Consider the following 12,868-nt stretch of genomic DNA (forward strand, 5'->3'; position numbering starts at 1 on the left):
ACGCGATGAGAAAAGTTTTCCTGCAGATTGGTGCCACCCGCGACGGACAAAATCCTTACTGCGCGGTGGCCAAACGCGACGGCTACTTTACCGTGCTGGCGGAGATGGGCGATTTCGTCGATTACCAATCGCTGAGCATCCCGTTGCCGTTCGATCTGATTGTGCGGCTCGATCGCCCGGAAAATCCGTGGGATGTACTGCAAGCCTGTTTGCATGCCGGGTTGATGGAGCATCCTCACGTGGTGCTGGCGGGCTTTGAAGCTTACAACGCCAGCGCCGGTCGCGTACGCGAACTGCTGGCGGGGCCCGACGCCGGTGCCAGCTTTATTCCGCCGGATAAGTACGCGCAGCGTATGGCGTTGCGCAAAGCCTGGCAGCGCTTTCCGCAGCCGGAGTTTCGCTTTTTTGCCTCGCCGCTCAGCATTCGGGATGCGCGAGACGCGTTGCTCTATCCCTGCGTGATCAAGCCGGTTGACGGCGGCGGCGGTCTTGGCGTCTGGCTGGTGAAACAGGCCAGCCAGCTTGATGCGGTGATCGGCAAGCTGGTCGACACCATGAATTACGGCGGGCGCGGCTTCAGCGGTTTTATCGTGGAGAGCTGGCTGGCGGGCGATGAGTATTCGCTGCAAGGCGTGGTGGCGGACGGCCATGCGGTGGCGCTGACCTGCTGCCAAAAAGTGATTGAACACCATAGCGATGCCGACGGCTGCGTCAGTTTTTACGAATCCGGCCATGTGGCGGTCGCCGCGCAGCAGCTGCCCGCCAGCTTTAGCAGCCTGATGAGCTTCTGCTGTGAAACCTTCGGCTATCGTCAGGGCGCATTTCACATCGACTTCATTTTGGTCAACGGCGAACCGCATTTCCTTGAAATGGGCTTCCGCCTTTCCGGCATGGGCGTGGTGAATCTGGTGCAGGAAGTCACCGGCATCAACTGGGCGGAAGTGGCGTTCCACATCGAAGCCGGTCACGGCATGCCGCCGCTGCATTTTCCGGCGCAGCCGCAGGCGGTGGGCCGCGTGCGTTTGCGTCAGCGCCTGCAGTATGACGCGGCTGAGCGCTGGATCGCACAGCATCAGCGCGGTCAGCTGTTGCCGCCGCTCAATCTGCCCGCGCTTGCAGTTTCGCCACGCTCTTCGCTGTATGCCGATTTAACCCGCCACGCCGGCATTCTCGCCACCTTGCGTCTCGCAGCGACCAGCCGCGACGACATTCTGGCGGTGTTCCATCAGATCCTTGAGGCCTCATCGCTCACCACTCGGAGAGATTTACTATGTGCAGAATGATTGTGGCGCACGGCCAATTCGATGCCGCCGCAGTGCTGGACGCCGCGCGTGCCATGAGCTGCGGCGAAACCGCCACGCACGAAGGTCCGATTAAACAGCATCCTAACGGTTGGGGCTGTTTATGGCTGGAGCAAGGGCACATTCGCACGCTGCACGGCACCGGCACGTTCGCCGATGCGCTGCCGACCATTGATGTTGATCGCCTGCGCGGCCGCTTTCTGGCGGTGCATGTGCGCCACGCCACGCTGAGCAAAAATCACGGTATCGAATTTTCCCATCCGCTGTGGCGCACCAGCGGCGCCACGCAGTGGTACATGATGCATAACGGTTTTTTGCCCACCGTTTATCAGCAATTGGGCATGGCGGAGTCGCGTTTCGATTCCGCGGAGTATCTCGAATATATGGTGGATCGCGCCACGCCCGCCGATTTCACCCGCGATTATCTGCGCGACAAGATGGCGCAGGTCGCGCCGGGCGGCAGTTCGGCCAACGCCATTTTTGTCACCCGCGATAAAGCCTGGGCGTGGCAATGGCATCCCGACGACACGCCCTATCCCAACTATTTCACGCTGCACCGCTTACAGAAAAACGACACCACTTTCATCTCTTCTGAACCTATTTCAGCACTGGGCACGGCGTCTGAATGGCGTCGTATGAACAACCATGAACTTCATGAATTTCCAATTGGGGAGTGATCAACATGGCGATTTTCAATCAGATCCGCGTTATTCATCCAAACATGTTTGTGGAGAGCACCTGGCTGGATGACATCGTGACGGCGCGCGTGCCGCTGCTGGTGTTACGTAACTTCCTCAAGCCGGACGTGCGCGCAGCGGTGGTGGAGGATTTGCAGCAGTGCCGCGAGCAGGTGCGGGTATCGCACTATCCAAACGGCGCGCTGACCACGCTCGGCCCTTATCTGGCGAAGCACACCGCTGCGCCGGAAAACTACTTCACCGAGCTGCGCGATATTCAGGCCGCGCTGCCGTCGTCGCTGCACTGCCTGCGCGATCAGATCTACAACTGGGTGCAGCACGCGCTGCGCCTGGAAAGCCTGCAAACCGCCAACGAACCCGAGCTGGGCGATTACGCCGGTTCGATTGTGCGCTTCCACGCTGACGGCGTCGCCAATCCCCTGCATAACGACAACATCGTGCGCGATGCCGCCGGCAGCGGATTGGCGGTGACCCGCATCTTGCACCAGCTGAGTTGCGTGGTTTGTTTGCAAGAGTGCAACGCCGGCGGCGCGCTGCGCATCTTCAACAAGAAGTGGCAGCCGGTGGATGAATGGTACAAAACGCCGGGCGAACTGGGTTATCAAACCGGCGTCATCGAACACAGCGAGGTATGCGAGTTCTCACCGCGCAGTGGCGATATCTATCTGTTTAATCCGGCGTTTTATCACGAAATTGATCGCGTGGAAGGCGACACGCGCATCACCATGGGCTTCTTCTTTGGCCTGACCGACAAAAAAATGAAACACGCCATCGCCTGGAGTTAACGCCAGGTTTTCGACGAGGAGACGAACATGAATACCTATGAAAAAGTAGCGGCCCTGCTGGATCATCATCAGGCGCGTTATCGCGTGGTGGAGCATGAAGCCATCGGCCAGACCGACCTGATTAGCGAGATTCGCGGTAACGATCTCAATCAGGCGGCCAAAGCGATGGTGCTGGAAGTGACGATGCCGGATGGCGCGGATGCGCGCTATCTGCTGGCGATTGTGCCGGGCGACTGCAAGATCAACTTCAAGAGCGCCGCACGCGCCATTGGCGGCAAGAAGTCGAGCTTTGCGGCGCCAGAGAAAGCGCAGGAGTTAACCCAGTGCGTGATGGGCGCGGTGCCGCCGTTTAGTTTTGATGATCGGCTGGCGCTGCGCGTCGATGTGCGCCTGCGCGACGTCGGCACGCTGTGGTTTAACGCCGGGGCACTGGATCGCTCCGTGGCTTTACAGGTGGATGACTTCTTTAAGGTTGTCGGTGATGAATGTTGTGCCGAGATCGCAACACCGGTGACGGCAACCGCCTGATCGCGGCAGTAAGGACTGTGTATGTCAGTGAAAGATATGTTGTTAGCCCTGCTGGTTGTGGTGGCGTGGGGCGTGAATTTTGTGGTGATTAAGCTGGGCCTGCAGGATATGCCGCCTTTTTTACTGGCGGGATTGCGGTTTAGCCTGGTGGCGTTTCCGGCAATCTTGTTTGTGAAGCGTCCGGCGATTCCGCTGCGCTGGCTGATCGTCTACGGCATGACCATCAGCTTTGGCCAGTTCGCCTTTCTGTTCCTCGCCATCAAGCTGGGCATGCCGGCAGGATTGGCGTCGCTGGTGTTACAGGCGCAGGCCTTCTTCACGCTGCTGTTGGGGGCGCTGTTCCTGGCGGAGAAGTTACGCTGGAATCATGTAGTCGGCATTTTGGTGGCGACGCTCGGCATGTTTATGCTGGCAACCGCAGGCATGGCAGGCCAAACCACAGCGGGCATTACGCTCACTACCATGATGCTGACGCTGGCTGCGGCGCTGTCGTGGGGCCTCGGCAATATCACCAACAAAATCATTTTGCGTAACCGCAAAGTGCCGGTGATGTCGCTGGTGGTGTGGAGTGCGCTGGTGCCGATCGTGCCGTTCTTTGCCTGCTCATGGCTGTTCGATGGCGAAGCGGCGATTGTCACCAGCCTGCTGCACATTTCACTGCAAACGGTGTTGGCGCTGATCTATCTCGCCTTTATCGCCACCATTGTCGGCTACGCGATATGGGGTAATTTGCTGAGCCGCTATGAAACCTGGCGCGTGGCACCGCTGTCGCTGCTGGTGCCGGTGGTGGGGATTCTCAGTGCGGCGCTGATTCTCGGTGAAACCTTGTCGATTCAGCAGATGATCGGCGTTTCAGTGATCATCCTCGGCCTGCTGGTGAATGTGTTTGGCGGCATGGTGAGTCAGCGATTATTGGTGCGCACCTAAACAAAAACGCCGCTTTTCAGCGGCGTTTTTTTAACTCACATCCTGATTACAGAATTTCGATACGACGCGGTTTCGCCTCTTCCGGGACAATGCGAATCAGATCGATGCTCAGCAGACCATTTTCCAGACGCGCATCGCGCACCGTGATGTGATCGGCCAGCTGGAATTTGCGCTCGAAGTTGCGCTCGGCGATACCCTGATACAGGTATTTACGCTCCGGCTGCTCTTCAGGATGTGCGCCACGCACCACCAGCACGTTGTCATGCGAGGTGATATCTAACTCGCTCTGAGCAAAGCCCGCCACGGCAATGGTGATACGGTAGAAATTCTCATCCACCAGCTCAACGTTATACGGAGGGTAGCCACCATTGGCCTGGTTTTGGTTGGACTCAAGCAGGTTAAACAGGCGATCGAAACCAATGGCAGAACGATAAAGTGGGGTGAGATCAAAGTTACGCATAATAAGACTCCTGATATTCAGCAAGTTTAGGCAACCTTCCACCATGGACAGGTTGTGCAGTCCGTTGCTGTCCCTTCCGGCAACAGCAACAAGACCGTTCCTTAAAAGTGGGTGCAGCCTGGTCGCTTTCAAGGGCTGATGCGTATTTTTTTAAAGCAAATCTGACGATATGACATACACTCAGGGGACCAATCGCCTGAGATCCAAGACGCAGCCACAGAGCTTTGCTTAACGTCAGGTGACACACTCCAGCCAGGGCCATGCCATGACTGAAGGGATGATGATGATGAATATGATGAAACGCTTTCCACTCACAGCTGTGCTGGTTTGCAGTACCTTTGTTACTTCAGGTTGCTCCAGCGTTATGTCTCACACTGGCGCCAGTCAGGGCTACTATCCCGGCACGCGCGCCAGCGCAGAGATGATCACTGACGACAACACCAGCTGGGCGATCAAGCCGCTGGCGCTGATCGATCTCCCGTTCTCAGCGGTGATGGACACCGTGCTGCTGCCGTGGGATTACTTCCGTTCTGACGACGATAAAAGTAAGGATTCGATTCACGAGCGCGTGATGCAGAGCGAAAAAATGGCCGGCACGCAAGCCAGCCTGGCGACCGCCGCGTCTATGCCCGCGCAGCCGCACTGACGCAAAACAGCTGCCGCCAGCCGTCCACTTCCCGCATATAAGCGATCTTTTCGCCATCCGGCGACCAGACCACTGCATCACCGGATGGCGCATGATCGCTACGTGGCGTTAAGCGCGTACAGGCTCCCGTCGCCATTTCACAGCGCATCACACTGTTATCACAGATAAAGCATATCGCGCCGCCTTGTGGATGCCAGCTAAAGGCCGACTGAATGCTGCTCGCCAGCTGCGTCACCTGGCGTGGCTGGCCGCCATTCGGTGAAACCGTCCACAGCTGAATCACGCCCTGTTCGTCCGCCAGCAAAAAGGCGATGGCGCTGCCATCCGCGGAGGCGCGCAGCCAGTGGCGCGGTTGCAGCGCCAGGCCATGGGTGTGCGTGATGCGTCGCTGCTGCACGCCAGCTGGCGGCGCAGGCAATTTATCCGCCGTGCCCTGTAAGGGCGAAGCGCCCGCTTTGGCGTAATCGGCTAACGCGGCGGGCAGATCCACCACAAACACTTCCGGCACTTTGTCGCCGTTGGCGGCGCGCGTATCACCGATAAAGGCGATGGCCCAGCGCTGCCAGCTGCCATCCGCTTTCTGATAGCCTTGATTCCCGATCCAGCACTCTTCATAGGCGCGGTCAATCTGGTCGCTGCCCGGCTGAGGATCGCGCTGCGTCTGGCTGACCAGCACGCAATAATGGCTGCCCTCATATTCACGCGGATGCTGTTTAGGCGGACACACCGGATGCAGCGGCACGGCCACGCCGACGTTACGCAGGTCGTCGCCAGCATCCTTTTCATGCATCACATGATCGTTGTAGGTAAAGCTCAGGCGCGAACCATCCGGGCTGAAGACGTGGACATGCGAGCCACCGCGCAGCGCGCCAGGCGTGTAGGGCGCGGTGATGTCGCAGGCATCGAGGTTCTCGGCGATGCCTTGCTGCACGATCACGCCGCGTCGGTGATGAAAATCGTAGCGCCAGTGCGCATCCGGATGTTCCGGACCATGAATGCAAACGTAACGCGGCGGCAAATCCGGACTGACGGTGACCACGCCAACGTGCGCGCCATCGCGAGCCTGATACAACACTTCAACGGCACCGCTCGCCACGTTGACGCGCTCGATAGTCAGGCTGGTAAAAGAGGCGCCGGAAGGTCGCACATCAAATGCCAGCCACTGGCTGTCGCCGGTCCAGACGTTGATGTTGGTAAGTTGATGATGACGCGCGGCAAAGGTGATTTGTTTTTCTGACATGAGGCAACCTTCCATCTAACAGTTGCCGGATAAATTACGTGATTCTGCAGTGAGAAGCAGCAATTTCGCCGCGGTTGATTGCGCAATGAACGGCGCCGCTACGGATTGTGCCCGTATTTGTAGCGGCGCGATTCATCGCGCGAATTTATTCACCTACGCGTTTTACATCACCGACCAGCAGGATGTAGGAGAGCGCGCCAATCAGCGCCACCGCCGAGATATACACCAGCGCCGGTGCAAAGCCGTAATCCTGCGCCAGATAACCCACCACCAGCGGCACGGTGATGCCACCCAAGCCGCCAACAAAGTTAAACATGCCGCCCGTCAAACCAATCAGGCGCACCGGTGCCAGCGAGGAGACCAGCGACCAGGTAATTGAGGCGAAGCCGTTGCCGAAGAAGGCGATCGCCATCAGCGTCATAATCCATATCGGATCGTTGGTGTAGTTCGCGCCCATGATGCAGGTGGAGATCAGCAGACCGCAGATGATCGGCGTTTTGCGCGCAAAGCCGAGCGAACGGCCACTGCGCACCAGACGATCGGCGACGATACCCGAGAGAATCACGCCAACGAATGCCGCGAGGAAGGGCACGGTGGTCATGAAGCCCGCGGTGAGCGCCGCGATATGTTTTTCCTGCGTCAGATAGTTCGGGAACCAGGTCAGGAAGAACCACAGCGTGGATGTGACGGCGAACTGGCCAAGATAGACGCCGCACAGCTTGCGGTGGAACACCAGTTTCCAGTCGGCGGCGGTAAGTTTGGTGCGGGCTTTCTTTTCGCTCGGCGCATCGCCATCCACCATCGCGCCACCTTCACGGATGTAATCCAGCTCGGCTTTATTGATGCCTTTGCTTTGGCTGGGTGCCTGATAGAACTTAATCCAGATGAACGACCAGATGATGCCGATGCCGCCGGTAATAATGAAGACCCAATGCCAGCTCAGCAGTTCCTGAATCCAGATCAGCAAGGGCGTGAGGAACGCCAGACCAACAAACTGACCGGACGTGTAGAAGCCGACGGCGGAAGCGCGCTCTTGCTCCGGGAACCAGCTGGTCACCAGCCGGTTATTGGTCGGGAAAGCCGGCGCTTCAAATATGCCGGTAATCGCACGCAGACCAATTAATGATAATAAGCCGGTGGCAAAACCCTGCAATAACGTCGCAACCGACCAGCCAAAGATGGCAATAAAATAGGTTAAGCGTGAACCCACGCGATCAAGGAACCAGCCGCCGGGAATCTGGCATAACGTATATAACCAGGCAAAGGCCGAAAATACATAACCCATTTGCGCTTTAGTAATACCGAACTCTTCCTGAATATGCGCGGAAGCGACGGCTAAATTAGCGCGATCGACATAACAAATGACCACCGTAATAAATATCATCAGCAGAGTGATATAACGACGGCGCGTCGGTTTGGCGTGAACAGCAGAGAGATCCATGGTGTTTCTCCGTAATCGGTTTTGCCGTTTGGGCACGACAGAGCACGCCCCGGCAAATGTAGGGTAGCGATATCAAAGGTAAAACCGCGTCAGCGGTAAATAAGCTGTGCCGGGAAACAGGCTGAACGCAGCCCTATGCCTTATTTCACCGGCATATAATTATCGAGATTTAATAAAATTTAATACCCTAAAGAATTCGAGTTGCAGAAAGGCGGCAAACGAATGAATCCCCCGGAGCTTACACTAGTAAGTGACTGGGGTGAATGAGCGCAGCCAACGCATCTGCAGCTTGAATTATGACGGGTATTTACCATTCAGCGACTGAACCGTCCGGGAATCGCCATAATGGATTACGCCAGTCAGGGGCATTTTTACTGCGCTCGATCACCAGCTCTTCGTTAATTTCCACGCCGAGGCCCGGTTTATTTAACGGATAGAAATGACCATCATCCATTTTAAAATCGTCTTTATTGATCACGTAATCGAGCAGTTCAGCGCCCTGATTATAGTGAATCCCCATGCTTTGCTCCTGGAACACCGCATTGCGTGACACGAAGTCAACGTGCAGGCACGCAGCCAGCGCAATTGGGCCGAGCGGACAGTGAGGCGCCAGCGCCACATCGTAAGATTCGGCCATCGCGGCAATTTTGTAGCACTCGGTGATACCGCCCGCGTGTGACAGATCCGGTTGCAGAATCGCCAGTCCACCCGCTTCCAGCACGCGTTTGAACTCGAAGCGCGAGAACATGCGTTCGCCAGCGGCGATCGGAATATGAGTCTGCGCCGCCAGACGCGGATAATATTCCGCCTGCTCCGCCAGCACCGGCTCTTCGATAAACAGCGGGCGATACGGCTCCAGCTCTTTGATCAGCACTTTTGCCATTGGCGCGCTGACGCGGCCGTGGAAATCGAGGCCAAATTCAATCTCTTTACCGAAGGCTTCACGAATTTGCGCCACGGTATTCACCGCGTCATCGACTTTGCGCGCGTTATCGATAATGCCCATCTCTTCGCAGCCGTTGAGTTTGAAGGTATCAAAACCGATGGTGCGCAGTTTCTTGATGCCATCAATCACATCGGCCGGACGATCGCCGCCCACCCAGCTGTAGGCTTTGATGCTGTCACGCACTAATCCGCCAAGCAGTTGATAAACCGGCACGCCGAGCGCTTTGCCTTTGATATCCCACAACGCCTGATCGATACCGGCGATGGCGCTCATCAGGATCGGGCCGCCGCGATAGAAGCCGCCGCGATACATCACCTGCCATAAGTCGTTGATGCGCGCTGGATCCTGACCAATCAGGTATTCCGACAGCTCATGCACCGCCGCTTCCACGCTGCGCGCGCGGCCTTCAATCACCGGTTCGCCCCAGCCAACGATGCCTTCGTCAGTTTCGATTTTCAGGAACATCCAGCGCGGCGGCAGGCGATAAGTGGTCAGTTTGGTAATTTTCATCGTACAGCGTCCTTATATGCAGCAATAAATGCGCGAGCTTGTTCCACAGTGCGTGACAGCGGTTGACCGGCGCGATAGAGATCGCTGCCTAAGCCCGCGCCAATGCAGCCTGCGGCCATAAATTCATGCAGGTTTTCCGGCGTCACGCCGCCCACGGCAAACACCGGCACCTCTGGCGGCAGCACCGCTTTCAGCGCTTTGATGTAGCCCGGACCAAAGGCTGACGATGGGAAAATTTTCAGCGCCTGCGCACCGGCCTGTAAGGCGGTGAACGCTTCTGTCGCGGTAGCGCAACCGGCGGCAACGATCATCCCTTTGGCGACCGCCTGGCGGATCACCGCAGCATCGGTGTTCGGTGTGACAACCAATTTGCTGTTCAGCGTCGCCAACTCATCGACCTGCGCCGGATTCAGCACCGTACCGGCGCCAATCAGCGCTTTATCGCCGAAGGTTTTCACCATCGCGCCGATGCTTTTCGCCCACTCCGGCGAGTTGAGCGGGATTTCAATCGCATCGAAACCCGCTTCAATCAGCGCGCCAACGTGCGCTTCGGCTTCATCCGGCGTGATGCCGCGCAGAATGGCGATCAGCGGGACTTTAGTTTGCCAGGACATTCGCAATACTCCTTATTCCGTGCTGGAAAGCACGATCGCCTTCCAGCGTGACTGAATCCATGCCGATAAACTGCAGCGCCTGCTGATAACGTTGCGCCAGCGCGCTACCGGCAATAATGGTGATCGGTTGGCTTGCGGCGTCGGCCTGTTGCGTCATCAGCGCCACTTCGTGACCAATCAGCAAGCCTGAAAGAAAGTCGCTGATATGGCGGCGATCGCGCGCGCCGAGTACGTGTGAAGCACGCACTTCAAACAGGCGCGACAGAATCGAGGCATCGTTGCTGCCGACTTGCACACCTGCGCGGAAAGCCGCCGCGTTCTCTTGCTGTTCGGGTAAACCTGCGCCAACCAGCGACTGTTTGAGCAGCAGATGATGCAGTTCGCCGGTCATCACGGTGCGGAAATCCAGCACGCGATCCTGTTCCATCTGCACCCATTTGGCGTGCGTGCCTGGCATCACATAGAGCGGCGCAGGCTGCAGTTCCAGCGCGCCAAGCAGCTGCGTCTCTTCACCGCGCATCACGTTGTAGTTGTCGGCACGTTCGACGCTCAATCCCGGCACGATCCACGCTTTATCCTCGACGCGCGTCAGGCGGCTAGCGATGTCGCACAGCGCCACCGGGCAGGAGAGATAGGGCACCGACAGCCAGCCGGCATTGCTGCCTACCATGCCCGCCATCACCACCGGCACGTCATCGACTGGCCAACCTGCGGTGACGCTGGCAAACACCTCGGCTGGTGTGCGATCGCCCAGGCGCGTGACGCCGGCTTCCGAACGACGCTCATCGATGCAAACGCCGGCTTGGTAATGCCAGGCGCGCAGGTTGGTTGAGCCCCAATCAATCGCGATATAGCTGGTCACATAATCTCCTTGAGTCGCGCCGTTGAGCTGGCAATCATCGCTTTCGCCGCCTGCTCGGCAGCATCGCCATCCTGATGACGAATGGCATCAAACAGCGCTTTATGTTCGGCAAGCGTACGCGGCATGTTGCCTTCGTCCGCCATGTAAGTTTGCGCGAACACCGCTTTTTGCAGCTGGCTGATCGCCACGTTGAGCTGCTGCAGCACCGGATTGTGTACCGAATTCAGCACCGCTTCGTGATAGCGGATATCCGCTTCATTAAAGGCATCACGATTGAGATGGTTGGCCACCATGTCGTTGTACGCCAGTTCAATCGCAGCCAGATCGCTTGAGGTGGCGCGCTCGGCAGACCAGCGTGCAATCTGCGGCTCGACCAGCACACGCACTTCGTTCATGGCGGCAATCAGACGCGGGTCCTGATCGTGCGCCAGCGCCCACTGCAATACGTCGCTATCCAGATAGTTCCAGTGATTGCGCGGCGTGACGAACGCGCCACGATAGCGTTTCATCTCCATCAAGCGTTTCGCCATCAGCGAGCGAAACACTTCGCGGATGATATTGCGCGAGGTGCCGAAGCGTTCACACAGCTCAGCTTCCGCGGGTAACGCCGCGCCCGGCACAAACTTGCCGGCCACAATCTCTTCACCCAGCGTCAGGATGATGCGCTCTGTTTTGCTTAGTTGTTCTTGCGTCATGATGTTCCATTCAGTGAAAGGCAGGTACGCATCAGATTACTGCTTTCGCCTGGCGAAGCCTAACGGCCGCCCTGACCTGCGTTGTCGATTGTAGTACCATTAATCCAAGTTGTACTACAATGTGGATCACAAAATAGACAAGTCATGTGTCATAACGCGATAAGGTCGCCATAAATGGCGACCTTATGAAGGCTTGGTGAGATTTGAAGTGTCGCCATGTATGGCGACCTAAAAACAGCGTGACGAGGAATAACGAGGGTTTACAGCACCAGCTCTTCAATGGCGTGCGCTACGCCGTGTTCCATGTTGGTTTTGGTAATGAACTGCGCGATTTTCTTCACGGAATCAATCGCATTGCCCATTGCTACGCCGGTTCCTGCATACTCAATCATCGCCAGATCGTTTTCCTGATCGCCAATCGCCATCACCTCTTCACGCGCCAGGCCGAGCTTCTCAGCCAGCATTTTCACGCCTTGCCCTTTATTCACGCGGGCATCGAGGATTTCGAGATAATAAGGTGCGCTTTTGAGAATGGTGTAGTTGTCGCGTGCCCGCTGCGGCAAGCGCTGTATGGCAGAATCCAGCAGATCGGGCTTATCGATCATCATCAGCTTAGGGAAACGCGTGGCGCGATCCATCTCTTCCACAGAACGATAGCGCACCGGAATGCCGGTCAGGCTCGCTTCGTGGATGGTGAACTCACTGATGTCTTTGTTCGGCGTATAAAGGAAAGATTTATCGAAGGCCTGGAAGTGGACGCCAAGATCGCGCGCCAGCTGTTCGATATACAGATAGTCGTCGAAACCCAAGGTGATTTCCGCGACGCACTCGCCATCATTAGCGCGATGCACCAGCGCACCGTTATAGCTGATGCAATATTGGCCTTCATCAACCAGATTCAGCTCCATCAGATAGCGCTGAATACCGACAAACGGACGGCCGGTGGTGAGCACCACCATCACACCTTTTTTATGTGCGCGTTCAATGGCCGATTTAACGGCAGGCGTGATCTCGTGCTGCGGATTGAGCAGCGTGCCGTCCATATCGATTGCAACCAGTTTTATAGCCATAACGTCCTCATTGAGTCAGGGTTTTGATCAATGCTAGCGCGATTCAGCTCACATTGACCAGTTTCGCGCCCCATTCAGATTTTTTACCGCAGCGGGCTTTGCGCGTTTTGCCGGGCGGAAAATAAAAAACCCTTCCACCAGGGAA

The 12,868-nt window shown here is 57.1% G+C and carries 14 protein-coding genes; 6 read left to right on the forward strand and 8 right to left on the reverse strand.

Annotation, left to right across the window (positions count from 1 at the left end; genetic code table 11):
• Positions 1 to 5: 5 nt before the first annotated feature.
• Genes PZBJ_RS19640 through PZBJ_RS19660 form a run of 5 tightly spaced genes read left to right on the forward strand, consistent with a single transcriptional unit; the run spans position 6 to position 4,239 of the window.
• Entirely contained in the window at positions 6 to 1,283 is a 1,278-nt protein-coding gene (locus tag PZBJ_RS19640; RefSeq protein WP_101763884.1) for an ATP-grasp domain-containing protein, read from the forward strand.
• A complete protein-coding gene (locus tag PZBJ_RS19645) occupies positions 1,271 to 1,978 on the forward strand; it encodes a class II glutamine amidotransferase (protein WP_101763885.1) in 708 nt (235 codons plus the stop codon). Before PZBJ_RS19640 ends, PZBJ_RS19645 begins: the two co-directional genes overlap by 13 nt.
• A gap of 5 nt (positions 1,979 to 1,983) precedes the next feature.
• Positions 1,984 to 2,784 (forward strand): 2OG-Fe(II)-dependent halogenase WelO5 family protein, encoded by an 801-nt coding sequence (locus PZBJ_RS19650; RefSeq protein ID WP_101763936.1) that lies wholly within the window; start codon positions 1,984 to 1,986, stop codon positions 2,782 to 2,784.
• A 27-nt stretch (positions 2,785 to 2,811) separates the two neighbouring features.
• A complete protein-coding gene (locus tag PZBJ_RS19655; protein WP_101763886.1) occupies positions 2,812 to 3,312 on the forward strand; it encodes a YbaK/EbsC family protein in 501 nt (166 codons plus the stop codon).
• 21 nt (positions 3,313 to 3,333) lie between these two features.
• Positions 3,334 to 4,239, forward strand: a complete 906-nt coding sequence (locus PZBJ_RS19660) for an EamA family transporter (protein WP_101763887.1) — start codon at positions 3,334 to 3,336, stop codon at positions 4,237 to 4,239.
• Between the two features lie 46 nt (positions 4,240 to 4,285).
• Here the strand turns inward: PZBJ_RS19660 and ibpA are convergent, their stop codons facing one another.
• Positions 4,286 to 4,699, reverse strand: a complete 414-nt coding sequence (gene ibpA / locus PZBJ_RS19665; protein ID WP_101763888.1) for a small heat shock chaperone IbpA — start codon at positions 4,697 to 4,699, stop codon at positions 4,286 to 4,288.
• A 286-nt stretch (positions 4,700 to 4,985) separates the two neighbouring features.
• Between ibpA and PZBJ_RS19670 the strand changes: the two genes are divergently transcribed.
• Positions 4,986 to 5,345: a YceK/YidQ family lipoprotein gene (locus tag PZBJ_RS19670; protein ID WP_304622225.1), complete on the forward strand. Its 360-nt coding sequence runs from the start codon at positions 4,986 to 4,988 to the stop codon at positions 5,343 to 5,345.
• On the opposite strand, the gene PZBJ_RS19675 is transcribed toward PZBJ_RS19670, so the two are convergent.
• From PZBJ_RS19675 to yidA, 7 genes are all read right to left on the reverse strand, one after another.
• A complete protein-coding gene (locus PZBJ_RS19675) occupies positions 5,323 to 6,585 on the reverse strand; it encodes a YidR family protein (RefSeq protein ID WP_101763890.1) in 1,263 nt (420 codons plus the stop codon). The genes PZBJ_RS19670 and PZBJ_RS19675 overlap by 23 nt on opposite strands.
• 145 nt (positions 6,586 to 6,730) lie before the next feature.
• Positions 6,731 to 8,026 (reverse strand): MFS transporter, encoded by a 1,296-nt coding sequence (locus PZBJ_RS19680; RefSeq protein ID WP_101763891.1) that lies wholly within the window; start codon positions 8,024 to 8,026, stop codon positions 6,731 to 6,733.
• A 307-nt stretch (positions 8,027 to 8,333) separates the two neighbouring features.
• Positions 8,334 to 9,482, reverse strand: a complete 1,149-nt coding sequence (gene dgoD / locus PZBJ_RS19685; RefSeq protein ID WP_007893527.1) for a galactonate dehydratase — start codon at positions 9,480 to 9,482, stop codon at positions 8,334 to 8,336.
• Positions 9,479 to 10,096, reverse strand: coding sequence for a 2-dehydro-3-deoxy-6-phosphogalactonate aldolase (locus PZBJ_RS19690; protein ID WP_061719996.1), 618 nt, complete (start codon positions 10,094 to 10,096; stop codon positions 9,479 to 9,481). The genes dgoD and PZBJ_RS19690 overlap by 4 nt, the downstream gene beginning before the upstream one ends.
• Positions 10,080 to 10,958, reverse strand: coding sequence for a 2-dehydro-3-deoxygalactonokinase (locus tag PZBJ_RS19695; RefSeq protein WP_101763892.1), 879 nt, complete (start codon positions 10,956 to 10,958; stop codon positions 10,080 to 10,082). Before PZBJ_RS19695 ends, PZBJ_RS19690 begins: the two co-directional genes overlap by 17 nt.
• The gene (locus PZBJ_RS19700; protein ID WP_101763893.1) at positions 10,955 to 11,653 is read right to left on the reverse strand and encodes a FadR/GntR family transcriptional regulator; all 699 of its coding nucleotides are present in this window, start codon (positions 11,651 to 11,653) and stop codon (positions 10,955 to 10,957) included. Before PZBJ_RS19700 ends, PZBJ_RS19695 begins: the two co-directional genes overlap by 4 nt.
• A 260-nt stretch (positions 11,654 to 11,913) precedes the next feature.
• Positions 11,914 to 12,723 (reverse strand): sugar-phosphatase, encoded by an 810-nt coding sequence (gene yidA, locus PZBJ_RS19705; protein WP_101763894.1) that lies wholly within the window; start codon positions 12,721 to 12,723, stop codon positions 11,914 to 11,916.
• Positions 12,724 to 12,868 lie beyond the last annotated feature (145 nt).

It is taken from the genome of Pantoea endophytica, assembly GCF_002858935.1.
GTDB classification, from domain to species: Bacteria; Pseudomonadota; Gammaproteobacteria; order Enterobacterales; family Enterobacteriaceae; genus Pantoea; species Pantoea leporis.

Bases quoted from the DNA above. Each gene is read 5' to 3' on its own strand.
- dgoD (WP_007893527.1), bottom strand. From the start codon at position 9,482: ATGAAAATTACCAAACTGACCACTTATCGCCTGCCGCCGCGCTGGATG.
- PZBJ_RS19650 (WP_101763936.1), top strand. From the start codon at position 1,984: ATGGCGATTTTCAATCAGATCCGCGTTATTCATCCAAACATGTTTGTG.
- PZBJ_RS19680 (WP_101763891.1), bottom strand. From the start codon at position 8,026: ATGGATCTCTCTGCTGTTCACGCCAAACCGACGCGCCGTCGTTATATC.
- ibpA (WP_101763888.1), bottom strand. From the start codon at position 4,699: ATGCGTAACTTTGATCTCACCCCACTTTATCGTTCTGCCATTGGTTTC.
- PZBJ_RS19675 (WP_101763890.1), bottom strand. From the start codon at position 6,585: ATGTCAGAAAAACAAATCACCTTTGCCGCGCGTCATCATCAACTTACC.
- PZBJ_RS19690 (WP_061719996.1), bottom strand. From the start codon at position 10,096: ATGTCCTGGCAAACTAAAGTCCCGCTGATCGCCATTCTGCGCGGCATC.
- PZBJ_RS19670 (WP_304622225.1), top strand. From the start codon at position 4,986: ATGAATATGATGAAACGCTTTCCACTCACAGCTGTGCTGGTTTGCAGT.
- PZBJ_RS19645 (WP_101763885.1), top strand. From the start codon at position 1,271: ATGTGCAGAATGATTGTGGCGCACGGCCAATTCGATGCCGCCGCAGTG.
- PZBJ_RS19640 (WP_101763884.1), top strand. From the start codon at position 6: ATGAGAAAAGTTTTCCTGCAGATTGGTGCCACCCGCGACGGACAAAAT.
- yidA (WP_101763894.1), bottom strand. From the start codon at position 12,723: ATGGCTATAAAACTGGTTGCAATCGATATGGACGGCACGCTGCTCAAT.
- PZBJ_RS19700 (WP_101763893.1), bottom strand. From the start codon at position 11,653: ATGACGCAAGAACAACTAAGCAAAACAGAGCGCATCATCCTGACGCTG.
- PZBJ_RS19655 (WP_101763886.1), top strand. From the start codon at position 2,812: ATGAATACCTATGAAAAAGTAGCGGCCCTGCTGGATCATCATCAGGCG.
- PZBJ_RS19660 (WP_101763887.1), top strand. From the start codon at position 3,334: ATGTCAGTGAAAGATATGTTGTTAGCCCTGCTGGTTGTGGTGGCGTGG.